The sequence below is a fragment of the Shewanella putrefaciens genome (genome assembly GCF_016406305.1).
GTDB classification, from domain to species: Bacteria; Pseudomonadota; Gammaproteobacteria; order Enterobacterales; family Shewanellaceae; genus Shewanella; species Shewanella putrefaciens_C.
This window is the reverse complement of the sequence record NZ_CP066369.1, coordinates 1,142,330-1,168,377: the sequence shown is the minus strand read 5'-3', so window position 1 is coordinate 1,168,377 and position 26,048 is coordinate 1,142,330. Positions and strand designations below refer to the sequence as shown.

Below are 26,048 nucleotides of genomic sequence, written 5' to 3'. Positions count from 1 at the left end.
GCTACAATCTGAAGGAAGTTACTAATGTCCGCAGTCTTTCCCCTTGGTGAAACAACCTCTCACTCGAATGCGCTAAGTGCTCGCTATCGAGTGAGGCTGAACCTGAGACATTGGCAAGATCATTTAACGTACGAGAAATCGCTTCGGTGACGCAGGTTTGCTCCTGTGCCGCATGGGAAACTTCGATGTTCATATTACTGATATTTGAGACTAAATCAGTCACTTTAGTGAGCACTAACTTAATTTCTTCCGAGCGGTTTACGCCCTGAGTCGAAAGGGCTTGGCTCGCTTGCATCACAGTGACCGTCTCGGCCACTCGGCTCTGAACCTGTTGGATCATTTTCTGGATTTCACCGGTGGCTTGTTGGGTTCGGCTCGCCAAGGTGCGCACTTCATCGGCAACAACGGCAAAACCGCGCCCCTGTTCGCCCGCCCTCGCCGCTTCAATCGCAGCATTGAGCGCCAGTAAGTTGGTTTGTTCGGCAATACTGTTGATCACTACAACGACTTCATCAATCTTTTGCGTTTCTTGCTGTAACTGTGAAACAGACAGTGCCGAGCGGGCTAATTCAGATGCCAACTTACGGGTTATGTCTAATCCCGAATCGAACTGCCGCTGGCTGTCATCGACGGCCTTATCGGCCTGACTCGCCGCATCCGCGGTGCGTTTGGCATTAATCGCCACTTCGTTAGCACTGGCGCTTAGCTGAGTTACTGCAGTCACCGCAGCTTCGGTTTCCTTTAACTGTGCTTGTACCCTGCCATTATTAGTTTGTGACAATTGCCCCAGCGCTTTAGCGTCGCCGAGCAATTGCCCTGAGGTTTCGTGCACTCTAGAAATCGTGCCGTGGATTTGCTCAACAAAACCATTAAATGCCTTGGCCAGTTGACCAATCTCATCCTGACTCTCGACCGGTAATCTGTGGCATAAATCGCCGTCACCGCTGGCAATTTCCTCCATGGCTTGCACTATATTGGCCAGTGGCCTTATGACGAGCCGCTTCAAAATAATAAAGATCACCACTAAGCTGCCACCTAAGATCATTAAGGCTTGGAGAAAATAACCTAATAGCAAATCAGACAATTGGGCTTTCATCGGCAATGTTGAAAAAGCGATGCTCAACTGCCCCGTTGGATTACCTTGATCTGAAAACTGAATGTCGCGCTTCAGCAAATCACTGTCAGACACGGCTTCGGTCTGTTGATTTTGCGCGAGAACTTTACCGCGATGGTCCGTTACCACTATCTGATAAATCTGCGCTGATTTAAGCATCACAGATAACACGGCACGGATCTGCTCATAGTCGTAGGTAAAAATGGGCTGTGCCATAGTCACTTGCAAATTGGCGACGGTATTTTCTTCAAATTCGATTTCACTGGCGGCTAATTTATCGCTCGCCAACCAGTAAGATGCGCTAAACAGCACGCTAACAATCATAAAAATCGCTGCCGCTAATCCAATCTGTACTTTTAAGGCTAATGTTTTCATTATTTTGCACCTTGCATACTAAAAAGATCTAACCATAATTCTTTGCGATCTATTGGCGTTAACGGGCTTAAATCCGGCGTATCGAGGCGAATAATGACCCTTTGCTCAAATTTGGCCTCACGGTACAGCTGCTCAATTTTCAGCTCACGGTTAAACATCTCATCGAAGGAACCGTCGCTTACCATACTTTCAAGTCCGGCTAAAATGGCCGCAGCGAGTTCGGGACGCTTAGGGGACACAAAGAAATACGCTGGCGAGCGATATTGCAACAGGATATGACTATCAACCTTAAGTGCGGGATCGGGGTGACTTGCGAGTTCGTCGCCAATCTCCTGGGCGCCGAGGGCCAGATAATCGAAACGCCCACCTTCTAACATGGGGTATAAATTGCTGTACTGATAACTCGTAACCACGGGTAATCCATTGGCTTCTAGAATAGTCGCATCGGGCCAATAACGATTTTGCCCCGCCTTTAACTGCCTAAAATCCGCCATGGTTTTCACATTGGCAAATCGCATCTCATCCGCTTTGCGGATAATCAATAACCGATTACCGAGCAGCCCTTTAAACAAGGGAATGCGCACGGGTAACACAGTCTCTTCCAACTCTTTTGATGTCATGCTCCAAAACACATCGACTGTCCCTGCTAGGGTTTCTTCGACCTTGCGTTTTTGATTCATCTGCGTCGACATTTCTTGCGCTTGATAGCCCGAATCCGAGCGCCGCAATGCTTCTTCAAGTAAGTTGAGTAGCCATGTCTGCTGTATCGCTGTGGTAACGATTGTTTTTGAGGTCGATGGCTGAGTGTTAACAGCGTTAGAAACGTCAGACTTTATGGAATCAGACTTAACGTTAGAATCAGAATCAGCGGCGAAATGACTTAAGGCGGTATCGGCTGCAAACACAGTGAAAGATGAGGCCATCGAAACAGCGGCTGATGCCAGGAGGAAAGATGATAAGCAAACAGCTCGTTTAGTGATGACGACCGTGTAAGCACCTGTGATGATATGGCAAAAAACATGGCTAATAACACTCGTCATACCCGTTGCAATAACACGCACCACAGCCGTTAAATGAATCGCCATAAATTGCAGCCTCTTTTTATTATCTGGTTTTTACCAGTGAGTTTTATTTATCTATGCCGCTAATGTTCAAATGCTGAGATAGGCAGTTGAGTAATACCGTAAAAACATTCTAAAAAAATGGCTGGGCACTTTTTACAGTACCCAGCCAACGCTAGTTTCTGGGGAGAGACTATCAAAATATCAAAGACAAACGTATCGCCGCCCGACAGCAATACTCCTGCCAAATACATGAAGAGGAGACCTCATCCTCACATGTAGACCTTACAGACAACGTATCACACAAGCAGATGACAACGCTGTCATCGTTAAATTACACAAGAAAGAACATGATTTCTACATTTTTTTGACAATTATTGTTGTTTTTTATGAAAATATATACTTAACCTATATTATTCATATAGTTAAAATGTTCATTTTATTTATTCAAGCCTATGTGACAACGCTGTCTTTCATTGATAACATAGCGATAACATGACAAAGATCACAGTAACCATTGATGGATCCCTTTAACACATTAGCCCCTAGCAATACTCGAGCCGCTGTGCGTTTAAATCGGCACTACCGAAACCTCAGCTTGGTATTGCTGCTTGGCGGAACTTGGTTATTTTGGGCGAGCCATTTTCATTCGCTATTTGATCTTATCCAAGAATATGGTCGGTTTGTGTTTCTTGGCATCACTGGGGCTGTCTTTGCCAATTCGACCGGAGCTGGCGGTGGGGTCATTTTTATTCCAGTATTCTCAAGCCTAGGCTTTACAGAAACCCAAAGTGTCGCGACATCATTTATGATCCAATGTTTTGGTATGACTGCAGGCGCGATTTCATGGTCAGTGCATTATCGAAGGCAGCATCATCTAGATAATCTATGGTTGAGCTTGATAAAAACATCATCATTTACGGCCATATTTTCGGTATTAGGATTATGGACTAGCCAGTTATTGCAACTCAATTCCCCTTCTTCGCTGCACACAAGTTTCAGCATTTTCTCGATAGTACTCGGTATCGCCATCATTATTAGTAGCAAAAGTAGCACGCAAATAACTCGCGCTATAATGCAAGTCGATTTTCTTTGGCTCGCTGTTATTGGCTATTTCGGCGGCATTATCACAGCTTGGTTATCAGTAGGTGTCGGTGAATTAGTCGTGATTTATCTGCTGTTACGAGGGATATGCGCCAAAATGGCTGTTGCCATCGGCGTTATTGTTTCTGCGATTACAGTTTGGTCGGCGAGCCCTATTCATATTTTTTCAACTAATAGCCAAGCCCTGTATGAACTAGTGCTATTTGCAGGACCAGGAGCCATTCTCGGCGGTATGTTGGCAAGAAAGTTAGCCTTACTTCTCCCGGTAAAAGTATTAAAACTCTTCTTCTCTACATGGATAATTTTGACGGGCATTGTCATGCTCTAAACAAAGTAACCTTAAAATAAACACTATGATGCCACTATCAAAGCAGCACCATCAGTTTTAATAAATTACTTATCCATTACTATATCAATTAAACTCAGTGAGCAAAGGTGAGCAAAGGTGAGCATAAATAACAGAATAAAAACCGCGCTTCGCAAAATCGAGTAAAATCACATCATCTAGCTGCTGTAACTTTTGCTCATCGACAGTATAAATCCCATCAATATTCGTTTTAGCGCCATCGAGCCCAGTGACAGTCAAAGCTTTAGGCTGCAATAGATTATGCTTAAGTAACAAGTCAATAAAATATTTAGTCATCATTCTGTAATCAGCCTGTAATGCCGCAAGCTCTAATCTTTTTGAAAGATAAGTCGTTTTATCACCAGCATCATTAAATAATCGATTAGAACCATTTTCGGTCACTGCCGAATTATTAATATCTATGCCTAAAATAATTTTCCCCTGCGAAGTATCACTCATACCGAAAGGATATAGCTGCACTTGGATCGGTAAGTAACGGGATAGCCACTGTCCGTTCTGTAGCAGTTTATTGCTATTAGGTTTTAATGCCGTTATAGCCACTGAGATAAACTCGCCTGTTTGCGCATTCTTTGTAAAGATAATCGGAAAGCTAGTGGCAGCAGACATAAACTCCTGCACCTGAAGGGGTAACATATGGGCAGTTTCAAAATAACTATAATCAATGACATGATTTAATGCTAAATTTTTATGTATAGCGTCATTTAGAGGCACAAATTGTGTTTTCATTTTATTTTCCTTTATTAACACATTAACTCTGATATTTTAAATCCGTTGCAACCCGTAAAGACTGATTTTTTCCAGAAGCTCCCTGTGCTCGGGAAGTCCGCCTACCATTCGCTGTGTTATGGTTCTCAATTCATTAAGATGCAATTTGGCATTTTTCAGCGAATCAGGGTGAGTATGGGGCTGCTTAGTCGGATACTTCATGCCATAAAGAACATACAAGTAATTATCCATATTAAAAACTTCAAACTTTGATGGGAAATCCTCTGGGATCGGACTAAATTGCTTCCACAGTGTAAGCCGCTGTTTTAATAAATCAGGGATAGTCTCATCAGCTCGGTTATCGCGCCAAAATGCAGAGTCAGCTCTATCCGATAGGCAATAATGTAATTTGGCGAATTCAACAACCCTTTCCCATGCTTGGGAGACAGTATCATTAAATCGTTTAGCTAAATAACTGATATCCTCTTTATCCGTTGGAAACCGTTCGGCCAGTAAACGTGCTGAAAAATCAGTTAAGAGTATTGATGTGGCTTCGATAGGCTCTAAAAAACCTTGCGCTAAACCCAAAGCCACACAATTTTTGGCCCAAAACTGCTGGCGATAGCCTACTGTCATGGGGATTTTTCGATGAACGATATCCGCAAGCTTACCGCCTAAATAACGGTCAAATTTAGCCTCGGCCTCAGCATGTTCCATATGCTGGGAAGAATAAACAAAGCCAGTACCGCGTCTTTGGGTTAACGCAATATCCCAAATCCACCCCGCTTGATGTGCTGTTGCGAGAGTAAATGGGGGAATAATATCCGATTGCAGTGTCGGTACTTGAGCCACTAATGCCGTATCAATAAAGAGCTGGTGTGATTTATTAATAAAAGGGACGTCTAATTTTTTTGCTAAAAGAATCGATTCAAAACCACTGCAATCTATATAGAAATCAAAGGACAAAACACCATTGTCAGTCAACAATGACGCAATAGCGCCATCTGCAGTTAAATTAACGTCGCGGACAGTCGTAGAGATATGCTCAACCTTAAACTTTTCTACTGCGTTTTTCGCTAATAACTTTGCAAATTTGGCGGCATTGAGATGATAAGCATAACCAAGCACGCCTGAATATTCAGGGGTAGTAATGAGCTTTGGAGCCTTATTGGCTTCACAAACGGCATGCTGCGGCGACACATATTCCGCAAAATGTTCACTCTTATCCATTAACCAACTTGGCGTTAAATCCTCACCTAAAGAATTTGGCATGTCAAAAAGATGGTGATAAAAATTCCCCTTACCGTGGCGAGATTTGTCTAACCAATTAACAAACTTAATTGATTGTTTGAAGGTAACATCGCATGAGCGAATAAACTCTGACTCACTAATTCCAAAACTCTGTAATGATCTTCGAATAGCAGGCACTGTCCCTTCACCGACACCAATGATAGGAATGTCCGGCGATTCTATCAGGGTGATGGAAAGCTCAGGATTATCTTTCAATACGCGGCCTAAATGATTAGCCGCTAACCAGCCAGAAGTTCCACCACCAATAATGGCGATTTTTCTAATTGTCATAACTCGCCCCGCCTTTTAGCTAGAAACATGAATAGCTAGATTTATATTTCTTACTCGTTCTGTCTTTATTTTACTTTTAATAGGTAAATTTGAATCTTAATAAAAAGCCTAGCGAGTGCTAGGCTTTTATTTTTACATTATCATTTTAGAAACGTAATGCTACACCGAGTTTATAGCGGGCTTCACCTTCAAAGCTCCATACTGGGTAGTCATCTTTAAACTCACTGATAACGCCTTCAGCATCCACTGGTGCAACACCTTTCTGTATGCTGTCTTCTTCAAGTAAGTTAACCACTTCAAAGGTGACAGATAAGTAATCAGTTACATTGTAGTTAGCACTTAAATCTACTGTGCCATAGGCTTGATGTTCGCGGTTACCGTAGAAACCTGGTAATTCACGCATCATATATTCAGAGCGCCAGTTATAAGCTACACGGGCAGAGAAATCATCCATCTCGTAATAGCCAACTAAGTTCACAGTGTGTTCAGATGAATCAGAGAATACACCTACACGGTCTGCATAGTTTTCAGCTGGAGAAGAAGCATCCGCAAAGGTGTAGTTAGCAGAGTAACCAAAGCCATTATCGAATGCGTCCTGTAACTGAAGTTCAATACCATCGATAGAACCACCGTTAGCATTATAATTTTCACTCACTGTCCAACAATCGTAGACACCAGCACCACATGAGCTACCACCCGCAGCAACTAAGTTAGGGTCTTCAATGCCAATTTGTTGATTCAGTTTTTCTCGAGTAGAGATAAATGAGCTAACATCTTTAATAAAGTAAGTCGCAGCAAATAAACCTTCACCACTGAAATACCACTCAATGCTTAAATCCGCTTGAGAAGCTTTAAAGGGTTGTAGGTCTACGCTACCAGTGACTTTCTTCTCGTTACCTGGCGTACCATCATTAAAACCAGGCAATTTAGATGTGGCGAATAAATCAGCATAGTTTGGACGAGAAATAACTTGTGCTGCCGAGGCTCTTAAAATTAAATCACTGGCTAAGTCGAATGCAATGTTTACGCTAGGTAATACATCGTTATAACTCGCTTTATCAGTGCTTAACTCATCGGCATAAGTACCCGTTTGGCTAAATGCATAGTAATCAGATTCAACATCAGTAGAAATATATCTTAAACCGAAGTTACCGCGAACACCTTCAGTCGCAAATGTAGCCATGCCATACAGAGCGAAGTTCTTTTCCTGCAAAGTACCATAGCCAGATTTATCGAGAGTAAAGCCATCGATTGCGGCATAGGCATCGTTGATCATGTTATCAAAAATTGGCTTAGGCAAAGTGAAACCTGCGCCAGACGACATAGTGCCTGAATAGTATTCAGAGGCATCTTTAGCAACGATGTTTGATGATTGAGCAGCTTCTGTCGTTTGAGTTACATCGTGATCGGCATAGCTAATACCTGATTTAATTGAGGTAATAACGCCAAGTTCGAGGGGAACGGTAATATCAAAGGTCGCGAATGACTCTTCATCTGTATTGGGTTGCTTTTTAAGGGCCCAGCCAGCAGTTTCTAACTGGCCATTAAAATCGCCCGCGTCAAACGAGTTATTGGCGATGTTAATATCAATCACATCACCTGTCGCATCATAAGTACCAGCAAAATCTTCTGGTTTACCAATAGATTGACCGTAGTTAGATGTAAGATCTGTACCACCTTCGGCTTTAGTTTTACCGATACGGCCTTCTAATTTATAGGCATCTGCTTGATATGCAAAATCCAAGTCAACAGTATCAGAGGACATACTTGCTTTACGCGCCCATGTCTGTGCCCAAGCAAAACCACCTTTATCCGTATGCTCAACTAAAGTACAAACACCGGCGGCATTTTTCTTAAGACAAGTATTCTCACCTTGTTGAGTTGGGAATAGGAAAATTGACGTGTTCGCATTGTTTGCATCAAGCTGCAGACTCATCAGATTCAAACCAAACTCAAGATTCTCTGTTGGTCTGTATTGGAGCGCCGCATTTAAGGCCGTACGTTCACGATCCTGTTGGAATGTTGTTGGGACAATTTCCCCCCAACCAAGCAAGGTTTCGATACCATTGCGCTGGTATTGGGTTTTATCCAATGAACCTGCGACTAAGAAGCCAAATTTTTCATCTTCCGTTTTCCAGCTGTAAAGGCCAGACGTTTGTGGATCAATTTCTTCGGAAATACTGCCGTAATCGCCTTTTGCACTCAAGAAGACTGAGTTTGCATCTAAATCTAATGGCTTGCGAGTTTCAACAACGACTGTTCCACCGATCCCGCCTTCAGCGATATCGGCTTGAGATGATTTATAAACTTGAATACCACCGACCATTTCTGGTGGCAGTAAGCTGTAGTTGAAGCTACGGTCAATGGCTTGTTGATCGAACCAACCTGTTGAAGCAACGGCATGACCATTTAACAATGTACTGGTTAATTGGCTGGAAGCGCCACGGATTGACACTTGCTGCCCTTGGCCAAATTGGCGGTTCACAGCAACGCCAGGAATACGGCCTAAAGACTCACCGACATCACCATCAGGAAATTTACCAATATCTTCAGCGGTAACAGCATCAACGACAGCATCAGAGAAACGTTTATCGTTAACCGAAGCTTTCATAGAAGCACGCATACCACGGACTTCAATTTTTTCAATATTTTCTGGCGCAGCTGTGGTTGCTGCTGCATCTTCCGCCGCAACAGCGCCGATAGAGACAGCGCTACCGAGTAGGATAGCAATATTTGTAGCTAGTACACTTTTCTTAAAGGTTGATGGTCGCATCTCGTTTCCCTTCCATAACTTTATTATCGTTTTAGTATTCATAACCATTCCCCACGGAATGACAACGCTGTCATGTCTAGCGCAAACATTACACAATAATTAACAGCCTTGCCACAACAAAATAACGCTAGACGAAAAAAAATGTCATAAAGCGCAATTATTAAACAATGTGAATTTAAATTCTAGTTATAAAACATGCAGTTATAAAAATAGATGTAAAATTACAACCATCAACGCTCTCGCAACAGAATGAAAATAATGCCAATTTGTAACAATCTGCCATTGCTAAGCACCTTAAATGCTCGCACTATAAGTCCCACAAATATAAAAATGGCTACAAAAATGTAGGCTTGTAAATTGCTGTTAAAGCATTTACGTTCATGGAACAGCTAGCCCTTCGCGACCTTAGATAAAGAGTTTTTACATCAATGAAAGTCACCATCAACGACGTAGCTAAATATGCTGGAGTGTCAATTAAGACAGTATCCCGTGTCACGAATAACGAACCATCGGTGAAGCAGGCCACGGTTGATAAAGTTAATGAGGCTATCAAAGCACTAAATTATCAACCTAATCTGGCGGCGAGAAATCTCGCGGGGACAAAATCCTATGCCATTGGTTTTATTTATGATAATCCCAATGCCTATTACATCATTGATATGCAAAATGGAATTTTATCGGCCTGTAAAGACAAAGGATATGAGCTGGTTATTCATCCCTGCAATGCAAAATCCGCATCGATATGTGAAGAACTAACAGCCCTCGTAAAGTACTCAAGACTTGCAGGTTTAGTGCTAACGCCTCCCCTTTCTGAAGACCCAACCGTACTTAAAGCGCTAAGTGAGATTGATGCTAATTACGTTCGTATCATCGCGGGCGAAAACGTAAAAGATCAGGATGGGCTCACCATTCTTGTTAACGATAAATCCGGTGCTATCGAAATCACCCAGCATTTAATCGATTTAGGCCATAAAGATATCGCATTCTTAAGTGGTGATTTGCATCACGAATCAACCAAAGAACGATTACTCGGTTATAAACAAGCATTAACAAAAAACCATTTAGCTCTGAATGAAGATTACATAATTGAAGGGAAGTATTCATTTGAGTCAGGTGTTGAAGGCGCTAACAGCCTTATCAAGCTTAAACATCGCCCTACGGCGATAGTCGCATGTAACGATGAAATCGCCGCCGGAGCGCTTTTTGCGGCCCGTTTAGCGGGGTTAGATATCCCCTCGGATCTTTCGATTGTCGGCTTCGAAGACAGCCCCTTCTCCCGTCAAACTTGGCCTAAACTCACCACAGTGCATCAACCCAACTCTGAAATTGCCCAGGTTGCAACTGAGCTACTTATCGCAAAGCGCCGAGAGCAAGATGCAAAATATGCGAAAACCTTTACACCAGAGCCTGTGATCCGCGATTCATCCGCAGCACCAAAACGCTAACATTATCCAATGTTCTAAACGAAAACAGAGAGCAAATGCTCTCTGTTTTTATTTAATAAGCCACTCATTTTAATGCAATTTAAGTTTAGGCCTTTGCCACTTTAATAGTTTTTGTGCAATGCGATAAACGATCGCTGAAAACCAACCATAAAGACTCGCTAAGTGCCTTTGATATAAAGAGATATACATAACTCGAGCAATATGGCCTTCAACAAAGAAAGTGCCAGAGCGTAAGTTCCCCATCAAATTTCCCACAGCAGAAAAGCGGCTCAATGACACCAGCGAACCATAATCTTTGTATTCAAAGGCCTTTTCTGATTTTCCCTGTAACCGATTAACAATATTATTAAATAACGTATCCGCCATCTGTGCCGCAGCTTGCGCTCTTGGGGGAACCGCTTGGCCCGATTCAAGGATTAATAAAGCGCAGTCACCGAGGGCATATATGTCCTGATGCCCCTTTACCCGCATACAAGCGTCAACTTCAACTTGGTTGCGCGCTGTGATGGGGAGCTTTGTGAAATTTTGAAAAGCTTTAGGTCCTTTAACCCCAGCAGCCCATACTTTTAATCCGGCCTCAATCACATCGCCATCTTGGGTGATAAAACCATCACGTGTCACTTCCTTTACTTGCACACCAATATGTAAACGTATACCAATTTTATCGAGCACTGCTTGAGCTCTAGCACTCACTCGTTCAGGTAACTGCGGAAGTATTTTGGGGGAAGCTTCAATCAAATGTACATCGAGATGATGCTTCGAAATGTTGAGATAACCGTATTCTTTAACTGATTCAATCACATGATGAAGCTCGGCGGCTAATTCAACCCCTGTAGCCCCAGCACCCACAATACCGATACTGACTCTTTCCTGTGTTTCATTTAACTGCAGCAAAGCATCAAGCAATTTATGATGGAACAGATTCGCATTTTCTAAGCTATCGAGAAATATACAATGCTCTTCTGCCCCTAAGGTGTTGAAACTATTCGAGACACCACCCAATGCAAGCACTAAATAGTCATACTCTATTTGCCGTGGTGCTAACAGCATCTCGCCTTCATCACTATAGACTGCAGCTAATTGAATAATCTTAGCATCGGGTTCGCATTGTTCTATTTCACCTCGAATATATCGATAGCCATTTTTAAGTCCATGATCACGATAGAGTAATCCCTCAATAGATTGATCTATCACACCAACAGCGACTTCATGTAATTTAGGCTTCCATATATGAATAGGACTTTTGTCAATTAAGCACACATCGACGACATCACTACCGCCCCATTTTCGGCCCAACTTAGAGGCAAGCGCTAACCCGGCGGCGCCACCACCCACAATCACTATTCTTTTTGTAGCCAAAATAACAACCTCGATAACCCATTTAAGAGGCTAAGTTATACCATGTTACAGATAAGAGATAACTACTTTAGTCAAGTAAAGTGGGCTATTTTCCATTAAAGATATTTCAGAATATGGCATATAGAGTAGATGCAAAGAACGCTTTAAGCCCAATAAAAAAGGGCCTTAAGGCCCTTTTAAATCATAGTGATGGCTTATACAGCCTCTTCGTTTTCTTCACCCGTGCGGATGCGAATAACACGCTCAACATCGGTCACAAAAATTTTACCGTCACCAATTTTACCAGTACGAGCAGTTTCGACAATAACATCAATCGCTTGGTCAACAAGCTCATCTTGGATAACTAGTTCAATCTTCACTTTAGGTAAAAAATCCACCATATATTCAGCACCACGATATAATTCTGTGTGCCCCTTCTGGCGTCCAAAACCTTTTACCTCTAGCACTGTCATCCCTGTAATACCAATCTCAGCAAGTGACTCGCGCACATCATCTAATTTAAAAGGCTTAATAATGGCTTCAACTTTTTTCATCAAAAATTCCTCGGCACTTGCATTAACATAATCAAACAGAATAGCACTAGCTTACACGGGCTTACGTCAATATTGAAGCACATACACTGCTTTGCTCATAAAACACAGTTTCTACAAAACTGCGGTTAGCACATAACAGTCTAAAAAAAGCCCCCAGCTGAAGCTCAGAGATTTTATACTTATAATCTCGTCGTTCTCGACCCATTCGCTCGCGGGATGCAAGCGCAATACAAACAAGGAAGTGTTATGAGCATTTATCCAAAAGGCTTTAGCCTTATCGAACTTATTACCACGCTTTCAGTATCAGCAATCCTATTAGCCGTAGGTGCGCCATCATTAACAGATTTTTATACCCGATATCGAGCCGATAGCAGTATACGACTGATCCAACAAACATTGCAGTTCGCACGTAATCAAGCCATCTCCTTCAATAGTAGGGTAACGGTCTGCGCTCTTATCGATGATAAATGTGATTCAAACTGGCAAGTAGGACTCACTGTTTTCATTGATATTAACAATAACAATCAACTAGATAGCACTGATAAAAAGATCTATACAACCAATGCTTTTCACTCAAAAGATACTGTTAAATACAATCGTGCAGTCATTCGTTTTCTACCAGATGGATTAGCTTCTGGCACCAATGGAACGCTTAAATATTGCCCATCCAGCCCGACAAGCCCCTATTCACAAGCAATCGTTATTAATCAAGCAGGTAGAGCGCGCATTTCAACGGATAGCAATATAAATTGCACTTAACCTAAGCACTAAGATAACGAGTAAGCGTTTATATATTGAGAGTGAACCATATTTAATATCATCACAAGGAAGCTATTTCATATCAAAAACATAAGATTAAAATGGCATTAGCTAGATACTGAAATAAACAGCATTTTCGCTTATACTCTATGGAGTATTAGTGAGGATAGCTCGTATGCAAAACAAAATGGCAGGTTTTACCTTAGTTGAATTAATGGTCACTATTGCAGTTGCGGCAATTTTATTGACCGTTGGAGTACCGTCACTGGTCTCTCTCTACGAAGGTATGCGAGTAAATAATAACATTACAAAAATCCACGACATTATGGTCTTTGCCCGCAATCAAGCGGTGAGCTATGGGACGACCGTAAATGTATGCCCCTTTGGGAGTGCCTCATCATGTGATGCAAGTGCTGACTGGAGCAAAGGAATTCGTGTATATATTGGGACTGATAAAGAATTGCGGGCTATTGATGGCTTCCATTCGAGTGACAAAATTACAGGTACTGTTGATTCGCTAACATTCTCAGCTGACGGCCTTTCTTCTGGAGGAACATTAATTTATTGTCCCGGAGGAAAAACCGCGGATTCAAAGGGCGTTATAGTCAATGTTGGTGGCATCATTTCATACGGCTCAAATGGCAGCAGCTGTTAATCACCAATTTCGAATGAGTATTTATCTAAGCGTAATTTTATCTAATTGCTTGCTCTCGTCACTGGTAAATTCTTGGCTTAGAGGAACACACTCAACAACATCTTTAATAAAATACTTTTTACCATCAGAGGCGGTTAGCTGCTTGCCTGGTAAACTGGCAATATTCAGGTTAACGTCTTTTATCTTCCAACGATAAAAAACCACCTTATCCCCTTTAGATGCCGTAATGTGACATTTATAGTCCTGTGCTGACTCACTCGTAGCAGCAACGGACACACAAGAAAAAATACCTAACACTAAACCAATAAGAAATCTGCTCATTTCCAACACTCCGCTGACGGGCCTTTTACACCCGCTGATGTCATAGTAATAGTTGCACAAGTAGAATCTCGACTTGCTTGGTTCCCTTTCGCTGTTGCCGTAATCGTAAACGAGCTCGTACCAGCAGAAGCAACACTATAATATCCATGCTCAGTAAGAAAGGGGCTTGCTGGTAGGCCAAGCTTTGTCATATCTGTCGTATAAGCACGATTATCCAAATAATACTGCTCCTGCAAATTTGCCACATTCATTACCGCAGCAACACCTTCCGAACGCCCACTCTTAATGATGTAATCAATATACGATGGATAGGCAATCGCAGCTAAAATACCAACAATCACAACTGCAATCATCACTTCAATTAAAGTAAAGCCCTGTGAACTATTCTTCTTATTCATCAACATCACTCATCAATATGGTAATAGATTTTATTGGTATCTAAGCCACTACCGAGTCCAATAGTGCCCTTACATTCTCCATTTTCACACTCCCCTTTGCCCACACCTATAACATAAGCTTCGGCTTCCTTACCATCCTCAGGTTTTGGAATAACAATCTGCGGAGTATCGGGAACACGCTCTCCTACTTCATAGTAGAGTGTACTAGATGTTCTTGTACCTTTATGTAAATCAAAAACATAGAGTCTACCTTGTCCAGAAAAACCACAAACTCCAGCATCCAAATCCACGGTTTGATTAGTGGGGGGGACAAATGAAGTAAAATATACTTTTCCGTCAAAAATTAGTGAGGCGGATAAGCTTTTTTCCCCTTTAGCCACAAAGTCATAATACCAGCCCCTCTTTTGCCCAAAGGCAAGATTATCTGACTCAGAAGTTGGCGCCGCATTTGTCACATTATATAAATCTAGTACAGTTAACGTCTCTGGAGCAGTATCAAAATTCTGAGTGACGACATTACGATCTTGAAATATATAAAACATATCATTTGTCACTACATCCAACGGGTGATCACGATTCCCCGAACCAATAGCTACAGCATCATAGGGAACCTTTTGATAACTCAAGGTTGTACCATCTGAATGCACATTATTAAATTCGGTCTGAGCAATCACTGGTTCAGCAAAAAACATTCGATTATCAGGTGCAGTACCTGCAATCGAAGCAAACTTAAATACTGTCCATTTAGTCATATCTGTTCCGGCCAAGTCCATCCTCCACACATTACCGATAATATCACTGGCATAGATTCTGTCGGTATGACCATCATTATCACTATCGAGTACAGCAACTTTTGTAGCTATACTGCCCATACCTGAATCGGTAAATTTTGTGATATATGATCCAGTATTTGCATTAACAATATACACAGCTTGCCCAGTACCTTGGGATGATGCCATGCCACCGCCCAAAATTAATACTGGATCACTGACTCCTTTAAGGGAGGTAACTACAGGTTGCGACCAAGTTTGGCCGAGATCTTCGAAATTTGCTGTATCTGAATTTATCATCCACTTGAACGAAGGTGAATCTGGTGTTGAAATATCTAACGCATAATAGGATGAGCCTCCACTGCGCATACCTAAAAACACCCATGCTTTGGTTACCGCAGCATTAACAGTCTCTGTATAAGCAACCGGAGATAAATCCATACCATAAACAGAATGGACACCGGTAGCAGTATTGTCCCTCAATTTTGGAATATTCCCCCAAAGTTCATTGGGAATAAATGCCCAAGATTCGGAAACTGTACCTACTGAATAATCAGTACTCCCCGCATCCGAGTCCTTGAACATATGCACTAAGCCTTGGTTAGTCCCAACGATAATCCGTACATCCAAAACAGTCGCAGAACCAAAGTTAATAGCTAAAGGTTTAGAATGTAGTGGATCTCCCATAATGTCTTCCCTAGCATCAGTGGAACTCTCATTATTATTATCATCGTCCACATCAACACCATAGAGCCAATCTAAATCAGCTTGGGAGTAATTAGTTACAAAGTTTGTAGAACTAATATCGACCAGACTAGAGCCACTAAGGGATATGAGCTTTCTATTTTTAAGGGTACTTCTCAATATTGGCAATACACCTCCCGAATTGACTTTGTTGCCATCGGGGGCGTTGGCAGGACAAGTATTCCAATATGTACAAGTGCTCGAGGCTATATTTCCATTAGTATCGATTGCATTTGTAACACCACCAGGCCCCACAATCTCACCTGCGGAGTTAACCTTTAACTTTTTCAGATTTCCACTCCACCGAGGACCTTCGCCAGGTAAAAACATCGCAAAATAAGCCGAGTTATATGTCTGCGTTTTATCGAAATTATTACTTGCAATACTGGGGGAAGTAAAAGATGAATCAATTGATAAAATTGACTTTAATACATCATCCATTGCTTGTACTAAATCTAAGCCATTTTTGGCTACATAATAGCCCCTAGAAATGCCTTGAGCATCTCTGGAATTGCCACCTCTAAAAGCTGTTTCTTCCAACAATGCAGCCGCAACATCGGCACCATCAGAAAAACCAATAGTAAAGATCCTCACATTTTGTTTGTTATCAACACCATTAGCATCAGTAACACCAGCAACCAAATCATTATTAGCCATGTATGCGGCTAAAGCGGGTAAATAACTGGTCTCCTTCACACCCTTATCATTAGTAAATTCGAAGCCACTGTAATCAGCTTGAATTTTAGCGGAACCCGTTAATGATTGAATCGCAAGATCGGCTGAATGATCTAAAGTTGGTGCACCATCGGTAATGTAAATAATATAAGCAGTATCAGGGCACTTCTTAAATGGCGTGGTGTAATTGCCGGAACTCAGAATACTCGGAGGGCTATTGGGAACATAACCACTAATACTATACTTTCCCTTGGCATTACTATCTTTATTCCCAAAAGTTACAGGTCCCCCACTAAAGTACTGATAAGCTTCGTAAAGCGTTTCACAAAGGGGGGTATTTGTCTGAGCAGGCATCCCATTTATTAATGACAGGAGTGCAGCCTGATTCGCACTCGTTAACTCCTTTATATCCGAAACAATTCTTCCACCATCTGCATCTCCTTCAGCAGCATAATTTAAATTAAATATAGCCAACCCAGCGTCAATATCTAAACTTAAATCCGTTAATGCCGTTGATATTGCATCTTTAGCAACATCTAGTCTAGTGCCAGTACCACCACTATTTTGTCCTTCTTCTGTTTGGGTGACCCATTTATACCAAACTAAATAGTGAGCAGTGTAAAGTGTGACCGGAGAGCCTTTTCCAAAATCTGTACCAGCTAGGCTTGCATCCCGAGCAGCACTATCGGTACCTGTGGTATACATGGCTTTTTGGTCTATCGGATATCCAGGAGCATAAGACGTAGTTGAATTGCCTTGTTTCTTCGCCCCTGGATTCCCTGGCTCACTATCCACAATATCTTGATAACAATCAACAATTTGGCCTTGATTAAATCCTTCATTTTCCGCTAAAGGGGTCCATTTACCAGTATTACCACTGGCTTTAAACTCTCGTAGTAAACCAGTGTAACGTCCCCTACTTACTAATGCTTCCGCAGCCTTTTGACAATTATTATTGTCTGCATAAAATCGACGAGAATCACTTGGCACATCGGGTGTAGGCATATTACTGGTATTATCAATTCCTCCTGCGTTCCAATAGATCCCTTTTTCATTAATATAACCAGAATAACCAGCTAAATAACTTTCAAAACCGGGCGCATATGAGCATGTATCACCAACATCTTCTGGTGAACAATAAGAGCTGACAGCATTCTGATCTTCAGTGGACATACTCCCTGAATTATCAAATATAAATAACACTTGTGGACGCTTGCCAGTACTAACTGTGGAGTCAACAAGATAAAGCTCTGTATCATCTGCATGTATTTGCCCTGTAATGGTTACCATTATAACGATCAGAGCACAAAAGATTTGTTTCAACATAACTTTAATTTCCTGTTAGCACTTGCTGCTCGACACCCGAAACAACAGTTAGCGAGCCAAGGTTATCCCTACCGAAAGTCACAGAACTACTAATCTCAACTCTTCTACAACTAACCAAATTCGCACCCGTTGCATTCGAAGTTCTTTGACACCCAACATCACGCACACCCGTTTCAGGTAAAGGTGTTAACTTTTGATTCCCATTAAAGACAGCCGTATCTGTTTCTGCATTAAGATTAGCTAATAGCGCTCCTGAATAATCAGAAATTATCTGCTCTAAGCCACCATCTGCAATTGCCTTAGCCTCAATCCTTTCTGTACCTGCACCAGACATTCGTAATGACTGTGTTGAATTAACAGCTAAAGCAACACCAATGACCGTCATAATGATCAAAACAATTAATGCGAAAAACAGCACTACCCCTTTTTGTTTCTTCATTTACAACTCCGGTCAACTACGAATCAGTACTGGATTTTCCAGTACTATTGTTGTGGACATAATTTTACGACGATAGTGGTCATTTGCAGGGATAGTTATTGTCTTATCACCAAGCTGATATTGTGTATCATTGGTATAACTTCTATCTTGATTAATAGAACGAACCAATATAAAGGCCTTAATAGCCACAAGCCTTTGAAATCCTTCATTATCCCACATCAATTCAGTCACATTTGAAGCAGACATAAAACTATCAGGAGTACTATCACCATCATTATCAAATCCATACAAAAACCGAATATTTTCTATGCCTTCAACCAATTGCTCATCGTTACTCATACCTGTACTGGTTAAAGTTTTACGCCGCAAAATAGGTATTCCACTTGCATCATCAGCAATGAAGTACACATGATGCTGATACTCCCAAATCCTCGAGTTTTCTATCGTTGCGGCAGGGTTCTCACCAACAAAAAATGCCACTTGTGATGAATTTGATGCAGCATAAATTGCATTGCTATCGCCCTTTAATACACTTGGACCTAGGAAACGTTTTAACTGTAAAACATCAGTATCAGCTTTCACATCATCGTAATCCAAACAACTGAGATACTCACTCGTGGTAGTGTTCTCATACCCCCAAAGCCGTCTAAAATGTGCAGGCTTATCATCAGGCAAAGTTGCATTATTTAAGCCCGCTCCAACACAATCGGAAGTTAGGGCTGCTATCTCAACATTTGTATTTGTTCCAATAATAAAATCAGTCCCTGTTAAGTCCCCCATAAAACCTAACTGACTGATATCCCGCTCCATAATGGCTAATGCAATACGCCCATTCTCCTGTAATTGATTAAATTGACTGGTTGTAGTGACATTCGATGAAGACATACTAAACATAGTGAATACACCAGTCGTCAAAAATAGACCTATCACCATAGCAACCATCAATTCGACAAGTGACATGCCTGACTGCGGTTTCATCTTTGCTATAACCATAATTGCTATTTTCATTTATATAATCACCGTTTTAATGGAAAATATTCGGCGATTTTCCGTATCCGCACCACATGTACTAGAGACGTCCTCAATAGCTGATGTATCAATACTCGTTTTACGTATTCCACGCCATACAATTACCACTAAAACATCATTATTAGCGACTTGAATACAACCAGTGGGAGAGTCAAGGCCCCCCACATTTTGAGTTCCAATAGTTTCTGCTTCACCAATGAGGGCTGACTGCCACTCAAAAATATCCCATTGCTGTAATTCTGTAGGACTGCATAGAGTGGCGTTAGTACATTCCTTCCCAGCAGCGTCGGGAGTCCCCGTATATTCACCTACATAACTACCGATCTGCGTTCGATTAAGCTTCATCCGGTTGATGATATCGTTGGCATAATATGAAGCCTGTGTCTGCTGGAATGACTCGAAGCTACTTCGCTTTGCGACTATGTGCAGATTAAAAATGCCTATTAAGCCGATAATTAAGATCACCAATGCGACAAGCACTTCGATTAATGAGAAGCCTCGTTGAAATCCCTTTTGTGTCAAATGTTCGAATTTAGTCATATTTTTGACAAGCTTTTCAGCAATTTACCCTTTAAAAATCTTAATCTTACGATAAAAACATCATCAGGAGTTAATAATAGATGACTAAAATGTAAGTAGCCAGTAACAATAGCATATAAGCCTTGATGCCATTATGCTTTGTATGCATTTGGGAAATTTTAGCTAATAAAAAAGAGGCCTTAGGCCTCTTTTTTATTAGCTAGATTGAAGTGGATTAATTGAAGTTGATCAACGTAATTCAGCTGGGACAGCAAAAACAGTGTCCTCTTTACGACCTTCAACTTCGGTCACAACACTCGGAGCCAACTTAGCTATCGCTTGAACCACTTGTTGTACTAATACTTCAGGTGCAGACGCCCCAGCGGTAACGGCAACACGTGTTACATTATTAAACCAGCTTGATTCAACATCATCCGCAGTATCCACCAGATATGATTCAGTTCCCGTCTTTAATGCAAGCTCACGCAGCCGATTAGAGTTAGAGCTGTTCTTAGAACCTACAACTATCAATAAATCCACATCGGCAGACAAATTACGCACCGCATCTTGACGATTTTGTGTCGCATAACAGATATCATCTTTACGCGGTCCTTCGATCGAGGGAAAACGTTTTTGCAGTGCCGCAATAATATCTAAAGTATCATCTACCGATAAGGTTGTTTGGGTTACAAAGCAAAGATTATCGGGATTGCGAACGACTAGAGCATCGACATCTGCAGGGGATTCAATCAGATAAACACCACCATTAGGGTTATCGTATTGCCCCATTGTTCCTTCAACTTCTGGGTGACCTTCATGGCCAATTAAAATGCATTCGATCCCTTTACGGCTAGCACGGGTCACTTGCAGATGTACTTTAGTGACTAAGGGGCAAGTCGCATCGAAGACCCTTAAGCCACGTGCCTTGGCCTCAGCCCTCACCGCTTGAGAAACCCCATGGGCACTAAAGATCACTATATTGTTATCAGGAACTTGGTCTAATTCTTCGACAAAAACAGCACCACGATCTTTAAGATTCTGCACCACATAACGGTTATGGACCACTTCATGGCGAACATAAATCGGGGGTGAAAATAGCTCAAGTGCGCGTTCGACTATACTAATCGCCCGATCTACTCCCGCACAAAAGCCTCGCGGGTTGGCAAGCATAATATTCAAACTAGGGCTGGTAGGATCGAATTTCATTTTAAAGTACCTTTACAACATCCAGTTCAAATGTGATTTTGTGCCCAGCCAGAGGATGATTCAGATCGACTGTGATGGAATCACCCGCAACATCACGGACAATACCTGGGATCTCACTGCCGCCTGGCCCTGCAAAACTGACAATCACACCCGCTTCTAACGTCATGTCCGCAGGGAAACGGCTTCTATCCATATAATGAATTGCATCGGGATTCGATTCGCCAAAGGCATCCACAGCGTTTAGGGTAAAACTGTGTTTATCCCCTTCATTCAGTTTGGCTAGTTGAGCCTCAAATGCAGGGCTCAAAGTACCATCGCCCACATTCAAACGCGCTGGTTTACCGGAGGCTTTAGTACTATCGGCCGTTGAGCCATCTTCTAGCACAATATTCATATGGCACAACAATGAACGTGTAACAGTCACTACTTCACCCCTTCGCTTGTATTTTGCTCGGATTTACCGCTTAAGAATGAATCCCAAATGATCAATACGGCACCGATAAAAATCGCTGAGTCGGCAATGTTAAAAGCCGGATAATGGCTTTTTCCCCAATAAAAATCGATAAAGTCCACCACAAAGCCATGCACTAATCTATCGATTAAATTACCTAAAGCACCACCTATCACTAAGGTATAAGCTAAGTTCAACTTCCATAATGAAGCCGATTGCTTACGCAACCAAAGGGTTAATAAGGTGCTAAAACCCACAGCAATAATGGTAAACAGCCAACGCTGCCAACCACCGGCTTCACTTAAAAAACTAAAAGCGGCACCATAGTTACGGACATAGGTAAAATTAAAAAAGGGCAATAACTGCACAGATTCAAACAAATCAAAATTGGCTAAGACCCATTGCTTAGATAGCTGATCGGCCAAAAACACCAATACAGCTACCCAATACCAACGCAAGCCACTGTCCTTCCAAGTTAATGGCATACAAATCCTTTACGCAAACTGACGAACTTCGCCGTCGCCTTCAATGTTTGTTACGCAGCGAGTACAAAGGGTTGGGTGGGCCTCAATGGTGCCAACCTCTTCCCTGTGGTGCCAACAACGCTCACACTTTTGTGCAGCGCTTGCCGTCACTAATAACTTCAATGAAGCCAGCTCAGTTTCAACCGCATCGGTCGTTGCATCGGCAAGCGGTAACACTTTCGCTGCTGAGGTCAAAAGTACAAAGCGCAGTTCATCACCGATATGGGTTAATTGCTCGGTCAACGCAGCATCGGCAAATAGAGTCACTTCCGCCTCTAAGGAACCACCAATACGTTTATCACGGCGAGCTTGCTCAATGACCTTGTTCACTTCATTGCGCACAGTCAATAATTGCTGCCAATAGTCATCGCTCAGATCCGTCTCTAAAGTGATAGATTGCAGACCTTGATACCACTCTTGAGTGAAAACATAGGCATCGCGCTCACCTGGCAATAATTGCCATACTTCATCGGCAGTAAAGCTTAAGATTGGCGCAATCCAGCGCACCATAGCTTCAGCAATATGGAATAACGCAGATTGGCAGCTACGGCGCGCATGGCCTTCTTGCTTAGCCGTATACTGACGATCTTTAATGATGTCTAAATAGAAACTACCCAGTTCAACTGAACAGAACTGCATTAATTTCTGTGTCACGCTATGGAAGTTATATTGCTCAAAAGCCTCAATAATTTCCTGCTGTAGTGCAGCCGCACGGCGAACCGCCCAGCGATCGAGCGCCACCATATCTTCTACGGCAACTAAATCCTTCGCTGGATCAAAACCGTTTAAGTTGGCCAATAGGAAACGAGCAGTGTTACGAATACGGCGGTAGGCATCGGCGCTGCGATTTAAGATTTCATCGGAAACCGTCATCTCACCACTATAGTCCGTCGCCGCAACCCATAAGCGCAGAATATCGGCGCCTAATTTATTCGTTACCGTTTGCGGTGCAATCACGTTACCGATAGATTTTGACATCTTACGGCCTTTGCCATCGACGGTAAAACCGTGAGTAAGCACTTGCTTGTATGGTGCTTTGCCATTCATTGCCGTTGAAATCATTAAAGATGACATAAACCAACCGCGGTGCTGGTCGCTGCCTTCGAGGTAAAGATCCACGCCATGACCATGGAATTCAGGGCGAGCGGCAATAACAGAGGCAAAAGTAGAACCTGAATCGTACCAAACGTCCAAAGTATCAGTCACTTTACGGTATTGCTCCGCTTCGTCACCAAGCAACTCTGTAGCATCGAGATCCCACCAGGCTTGAATGCCTTGCTGTTCAATACGATTGGCTACCCGCGCCATTAACGAGACAGAATCTGGGTGTAATTCTTCAGTTTCTCGATGTACAAATAAGGTAATAGGCACGCCCCAAGTACGTTGACGCGAGATACACCAATCTGGACGATTTTCGACCATCTTCTCGATACGACTCTGGCCCCAATCAGGGATCCACTGGGTCTGTTCAATTTCTTTCAATGCTTGCGCTCGTAACCCGTGGTTATCCATAGAGATAAACCACTGCGGCGTTGCGCGGAAAATAATCGGTGTCTTGTGGCGCCAGCAATGTGGATAGCTGTGGCGATAGGCGACATGGTGCAACAATGCACCTTTCTCTTTCAGCAGCGCGACGACATTGTCGTTGGCTTTAAAGACATGTTGGCCGGCAAAAAATTCAGTATCTGGTTTGTAAACACCGTTATCGCCAACGGGGTTTGCCACTTCTAAACCGTATTTTTGACCGACGACAAAGTCGTCTTGGCCGTGGCCAGGGGCGGTGTGAACCACACCGGTACCCGCATCGGTTGTCACGTGATCACCTAAAATCGCAGGCACATCAAAGGCTAAGAATGGATGCTTAAAGCGAACCAGCTCAAGTGCTGCGCCTTTTACTTTGGCTAACACGCTGTGGCTCTCGGCGCTATAACGAGTCATACAAGCTTCAACTAACACATCGGCTAAGATCACCGCGTGGGTCACGCCATCTTTCACAAATTCAACCAAGCTGTAATCAAGCTCTGGGCTGATAGATAAAGCGCGGTTTGCGGGCAAAGTCCATGGCGTAGTCGTCCAAATCACCATAGCGACTGGATGTGAGTAATCGCTTACCCCGAACTTAGCGACAACGGCCTTGCTATCTGCGGCGATAAAAGCCACATCGATAGCGGGTGATGTCTTGTCTTCGTATTCAACTTCGGCTTCGGCAAGTGCTGAACCACAGTCAGTACACCAGTGAACAGGCTTCACCCCTTTGTGCAAGTGACCGTTTTCAATCACTTTTGACAAAGAGCGCACAATATTCGCTTCGGTTGAAAAATCCATAGTGAGATACGGATTGTACCAATCACCGAGCACACCTAGGCGAACGAAGTCTTCACGCTGACCATTCACTTGCTCAGCCGCGTATTTACGGCATTCTTCGCGAAATTCTGCCGCAGAGATTTTTTGGCCAGGCTTACCGACTTTTTGTTCAACTTTGAGTTCAATGGGTAGGCCATGACAATCCCAGCCAGGGACATAAGGCGCATCAAAACCTGATAGGGTTTTTGACTTAACAATGATGTCCTTAAGGATTTTATTTACGGAGTGACCAATATGAATGCTGCCATTCGCATAGGGTGGACCATCATGCAAAATGAAGGGAGTGCGGCCAATGCGGCTATCGCGGATCTGCTGGTACAGACCGTCTTTTGTCCAGCGCTCTAACATCTCTGGCTCGCGATTTGCCAAATTACCACGCATCGGAAACTCTGTTTCCGGCAAATTCAAAGTAAATTTATAGTCGCTCATTGATCCTATACCGTTAATTAAACTGATAAATTTCAGCCTGCATCATTACCAAATAAAGCCCTGGCCTCATTTGCATCATTTAAAATTTGTTGTTTTAGCGCATCTAACGAATCGAAGGGTTGTTCATCCCGCAACTTTGCCACTAATTCAACCTCAACGTGTTTGCCGTAAATGTCATCATCAAAATCAAATAGATGGACTTCGAGCTGACACACTTGGCCGTTTACCGTTGGGCGAAAGCCAATATTGGCAACCCCTTCGTAAATGTCACTATCATCCCAATATAACTTAACCGCGAATACCCCACGTACGGGCACAACATTACGTTTAAGTGCAATATTGGCAGTAGGAAAACCTATAGTCCTACCAATTTTTTGCCCATGGGCAACCCGGCCACTCAGGGTGAAAGGATGACCTAACAGACGCCTGGCCTGTTCAAGGTTTCCCTTAGCCAATTGCTCACGCACCGCCGTGGAACTCACCCTTTGTGAGCCAAGCATAAAACTTTGGGTACTGACTACAGTAAAACCATAGCGAGCGCCCGCTTGCATCAGCATTTCAAAATTGCCTTTACGCCCTTTGCCAAAGCAAAAATCATCGCCGACAACGAGGTATTTCACCCCTAGCTTACGAACTAACAGTTCTTCGATAAAATGCTCGGCAGGTTGATCGGCAAAAGCGCGATTAAAGTTAACACATACTAACCGCTCGACACCCAACTCATCGAGCAAAATGACTTTATCTCGCAATAAACTCAAACGGGCAGGAGCATTATCACCACTGAATAACTCCTGCGGTTGAGGCTCAAACGTCATCAAAGTAGATGGAAGCGATAACTGCTTGGCCTTCTGCACTAAGTTTGCAATGACTTGTGCATGACCGCGATGAACGCCATCAAAATTACCTATAGTCAAAACACACCCGTGGTGGGATGACAAAATGTTATGTATACCGCGGATTAATTCCATAACGTTAGACAACTGCCAAGCGCAAATCGGCTGATTATATAACAGCTCGCGATG

Annotated in this window: 22 protein-coding genes; 4 read left to right on the top strand and 18 right to left on the bottom strand. The window is 42.7% G+C overall.

Annotated features, from left to right (window positions below; all coding sequences use genetic code 11):
- Window position 1 precedes the first annotated feature (1 nt).
- Together JFT56_RS05070 and JFT56_RS05065 are read right to left on the bottom strand one after the other, a co-directional pair.
- Window positions 2-1,489 carry a methyl-accepting chemotaxis protein gene (locus JFT56_RS05070; protein WP_198782615.1) on the bottom strand — a complete coding sequence of 496 codons (1,488 nt, stop codon included), beginning with the start codon at window positions 1,487-1,489 and terminating at the stop codon, window positions 2-4.
- Window positions 1,489-2,574, bottom strand: coding sequence for a substrate-binding periplasmic protein (locus tag JFT56_RS05065; RefSeq protein WP_198782614.1), 1,086 nt, complete (start codon window positions 2,572-2,574; stop codon window positions 1,489-1,491). The genes JFT56_RS05070 and JFT56_RS05065 overlap by 1 nt, the downstream gene beginning before the upstream one ends.
- 496 nt (window positions 2,575-3,070) lie before the next feature.
- Between JFT56_RS05065 and JFT56_RS05060 the strand changes: the two genes are divergently transcribed.
- Entirely contained in the window at window positions 3,071-3,982 is a 912-nt protein-coding gene (locus tag JFT56_RS05060; RefSeq protein ID WP_198782613.1) for a sulfite exporter TauE/SafE family protein, read from the top strand.
- Between the two features lie 84 nt (window positions 3,983-4,066).
- Here JFT56_RS05060 and JFT56_RS05055 read toward each other — a convergent pair whose 3' ends face one another.
- From JFT56_RS05055 to JFT56_RS05045, 3 genes are all read right to left on the bottom strand, one after another.
- Window positions 4,067-4,747, bottom strand: coding sequence for a SapC family protein (locus JFT56_RS05055; RefSeq protein WP_233095569.1), 681 nt, complete (start codon window positions 4,745-4,747; stop codon window positions 4,067-4,069).
- Window positions 4,748-4,783: 36 nt separating this feature from the next.
- A complete protein-coding gene (locus tag JFT56_RS05050; RefSeq protein WP_198782612.1) occupies window positions 4,784-6,307 on the bottom strand; it encodes a tryptophan halogenase family protein in 1,524 nt (507 codons plus the stop codon).
- A 145-nt stretch (window positions 6,308-6,452) separates the two neighbouring features.
- Window positions 6,453-9,080: a TonB-dependent receptor gene (locus JFT56_RS05045; protein ID WP_198782611.1), complete on the bottom strand. Its 2,628-nt coding sequence runs from the start codon at window positions 9,078-9,080 to the stop codon at window positions 6,453-6,455.
- Between the two features lie 428 nt (window positions 9,081-9,508).
- Between JFT56_RS05045 and JFT56_RS05040 the strand changes: the two genes are divergently transcribed.
- On the top strand, window positions 9,509-10,525 hold the full coding sequence (locus tag JFT56_RS05040; RefSeq protein ID WP_198782610.1) for a LacI family DNA-binding transcriptional regulator: 1,017 nt from the start codon (window positions 9,509-9,511) through the stop codon (window positions 10,523-10,525).
- Between the two features lie 69 nt (window positions 10,526-10,594).
- On the opposite strand, the gene JFT56_RS05035 is transcribed toward JFT56_RS05040, so the two are convergent.
- Complete coding sequence (locus JFT56_RS05035; protein ID WP_198782609.1) at window positions 10,595-11,884, bottom strand: NAD(P)/FAD-dependent oxidoreductase; 1,290 nt, start codon at window positions 11,882-11,884, stop codon at window positions 10,595-10,597.
- 194 nt (window positions 11,885-12,078) lie between these two features.
- Window positions 12,079-12,417 (bottom strand): nitrogen regulatory protein P-II, encoded by a 339-nt coding sequence (gene glnB / locus JFT56_RS05030; RefSeq protein WP_198782608.1) that lies wholly within the window; start codon window positions 12,415-12,417, stop codon window positions 12,079-12,081.
- A gap of 246 nt (window positions 12,418-12,663) precedes the next feature.
- Between glnB and JFT56_RS05025 the strand changes: the two genes are divergently transcribed.
- Window positions 12,664-13,176 (top strand): GspH/FimT family pseudopilin, encoded by a 513-nt coding sequence (locus tag JFT56_RS05025; protein ID WP_198782607.1) that lies wholly within the window; start codon window positions 12,664-12,666, stop codon window positions 13,174-13,176.
- 175 nt (window positions 13,177-13,351) lie between these two features.
- Window positions 13,352-13,831 carry a GspH/FimT family pseudopilin gene (locus tag JFT56_RS05020; RefSeq protein ID WP_198782606.1) on the top strand — a complete coding sequence of 160 codons (480 nt, stop codon included), beginning with the start codon at window positions 13,352-13,354 and terminating at the stop codon, window positions 13,829-13,831.
- A gap of 21 nt (window positions 13,832-13,852) precedes the next feature.
- Here the strand turns inward: JFT56_RS05020 and JFT56_RS05015 are convergent, their stop codons facing one another.
- The 11 genes from JFT56_RS05015 to ribF form a co-directional block, all read right to left on the bottom strand.
- Entirely contained in the window at window positions 13,853-14,152 is a 300-nt protein-coding gene (locus tag JFT56_RS05015; RefSeq protein WP_198782605.1) for a TapY2 family type IVa secretion system protein, read from the bottom strand.
- A complete protein-coding gene (locus JFT56_RS05010; RefSeq protein ID WP_420136014.1) occupies window positions 14,149-14,550 on the bottom strand; it encodes a type IV pilin protein in 402 nt (133 codons plus the stop codon). Before JFT56_RS05010 ends, JFT56_RS05015 begins: the two co-directional genes overlap by 4 nt.
- Window positions 14,551-14,555: 5 nt before the next feature.
- Window positions 14,556-18,065 carry a pilus assembly protein gene (locus tag JFT56_RS05005; RefSeq protein WP_198782603.1) on the bottom strand — a complete coding sequence of 1,170 codons (3,510 nt, stop codon included), beginning with the start codon at window positions 18,063-18,065 and terminating at the stop codon, window positions 14,556-14,558.
- 4 nt (window positions 18,066-18,069) lie between these two features.
- On the bottom strand, window positions 18,070-18,504 hold the full coding sequence (locus JFT56_RS05000; protein WP_198782602.1) for a pilus assembly PilX family protein: 435 nt from the start codon (window positions 18,502-18,504) through the stop codon (window positions 18,070-18,072).
- Window positions 18,505-18,516: 12 nt separating this feature from the next.
- On the bottom strand, window positions 18,517-19,512 hold the full coding sequence (locus tag JFT56_RS04995) for a PilW family protein (protein WP_233095568.1): 996 nt from the start codon (window positions 19,510-19,512) through the stop codon (window positions 18,517-18,519).
- A complete protein-coding gene (pilV, locus tag JFT56_RS04990; RefSeq protein WP_198782601.1) occupies window positions 19,513-20,073 on the bottom strand; it encodes a type IV pilus modification protein PilV in 561 nt (186 codons plus the stop codon).
- A 228-nt stretch (window positions 20,074-20,301) separates the two neighbouring features.
- A complete protein-coding gene (gene ispH, locus JFT56_RS04985) occupies window positions 20,302-21,231 on the bottom strand; it encodes a 4-hydroxy-3-methylbut-2-enyl diphosphate reductase (protein ID WP_198783496.1) in 930 nt (309 codons plus the stop codon).
- Window positions 21,232-21,259: 28 nt separating this feature from the next.
- Window positions 21,260-21,682, bottom strand: coding sequence for an FKBP-type peptidyl-prolyl cis-trans isomerase (gene fkpB / locus JFT56_RS04980; RefSeq protein ID WP_198782600.1), 423 nt, complete (start codon window positions 21,680-21,682; stop codon window positions 21,260-21,262).
- Window positions 21,682-22,194: a signal peptidase II gene (lspA, locus tag JFT56_RS04975; protein ID WP_198782599.1), complete on the bottom strand. Its 513-nt coding sequence runs from the start codon at window positions 22,192-22,194 to the stop codon at window positions 21,682-21,684. Before lspA ends, fkpB begins: the two co-directional genes overlap by 1 nt.
- A 9-nt stretch (window positions 22,195-22,203) precedes the next feature.
- Window positions 22,204-25,026, bottom strand: a complete 2,823-nt coding sequence (ileS, locus tag JFT56_RS04970; RefSeq protein WP_198782598.1) for an isoleucine--tRNA ligase — start codon at window positions 25,024-25,026, stop codon at window positions 22,204-22,206.
- A 32-nt stretch (window positions 25,027-25,058) separates the two neighbouring features.
- Entirely contained in the window at window positions 25,059-25,994 is a 936-nt protein-coding gene (ribF, locus tag JFT56_RS04965) for a bifunctional riboflavin kinase/FAD synthetase (protein ID WP_198782597.1), read from the bottom strand.
- Window positions 25,995-26,048: the final 54 nt, after the last annotated feature.

Coding starts and splice junctions, on each gene's coding strand:
- JFT56_RS05040 (WP_198782610.1), top strand. CDS start 9,509: ATGAAAGTCACCATCAACGACGTAGCTAAATATGCTGGAGTGTCAATT.
- glnB (WP_198782608.1), bottom strand. CDS start 12,417: ATGAAAAAAGTTGAAGCCATTATTAAGCCTTTTAAATTAGATGATGTG.
- JFT56_RS05025 (WP_198782607.1), top strand. CDS start 12,664: ATGAGCATTTATCCAAAAGGCTTTAGCCTTATCGAACTTATTACCACG.
- JFT56_RS05005 (WP_198782603.1), bottom strand. CDS start 18,065: ATGTTGAAACAAATCTTTTGTGCTCTGATCGTTATAATGGTAACCATT.
- lspA (WP_198782599.1), bottom strand. CDS start 22,194: ATGCCATTAACTTGGAAGGACAGTGGCTTGCGTTGGTATTGGGTAGCT.
- JFT56_RS05000 (WP_198782602.1), bottom strand. CDS start 18,504: ATGAAGAAACAAAAAGGGGTAGTGCTGTTTTTCGCATTAATTGTTTTG.
- ileS (WP_198782598.1), bottom strand. CDS start 25,026: ATGAGCGACTATAAATTTACTTTGAATTTGCCGGAAACAGAGTTTCCG.
- ribF (WP_198782597.1), bottom strand. CDS start 25,994: ATGGAATTAATCCGCGGTATACATAACATTTTGTCATCCCACCACGGG.
- JFT56_RS05015 (WP_198782605.1), bottom strand. CDS start 14,152: ATGAGCAGATTTCTTATTGGTTTAGTGTTAGGTATTTTTTCTTGTGTG.
- pilV (WP_198782601.1), bottom strand. CDS start 20,073: ATGACTAAATTCGAACATTTGACACAAAAGGGATTTCAACGAGGCTTC.
- JFT56_RS05010 (WP_420136014.1), bottom strand. CDS start 14,550: ATGAATAAGAAGAATAGTTCACAGGGCTTTACTTTAATTGAAGTGATG.
- JFT56_RS05045 (WP_198782611.1), bottom strand. CDS start 9,080: ATGCGACCATCAACCTTTAAGAAAAGTGTACTAGCTACAAATATTGCT.
- JFT56_RS05020 (WP_198782606.1), top strand. CDS start 13,352: ATGCAAAACAAAATGGCAGGTTTTACCTTAGTTGAATTAATGGTCACT.
- JFT56_RS04995 (WP_233095568.1), bottom strand. CDS start 19,512: ATGAAAATAGCAATTATGGTTATAGCAAAGATGAAACCGCAGTCAGGC.
- JFT56_RS05055 (WP_233095569.1), bottom strand. CDS start 4,747: ATGAAAACACAATTTGTGCCTCTAAATGACGCTATACATAAAAATTTA.
- JFT56_RS05050 (WP_198782612.1), bottom strand. CDS start 6,307: ATGACAATTAGAAAAATCGCCATTATTGGTGGTGGAACTTCTGGCTGG.
- JFT56_RS05060 (WP_198782613.1), top strand. CDS start 3,071: ATGGATCCCTTTAACACATTAGCCCCTAGCAATACTCGAGCCGCTGTG.
- JFT56_RS05065 (WP_198782614.1), bottom strand. CDS start 2,574: ATGGCGATTCATTTAACGGCTGTGGTGCGTGTTATTGCAACGGGTATG.
- JFT56_RS05070 (WP_198782615.1), bottom strand. CDS start 1,489: ATGAAAACATTAGCCTTAAAAGTACAGATTGGATTAGCGGCAGCGATT.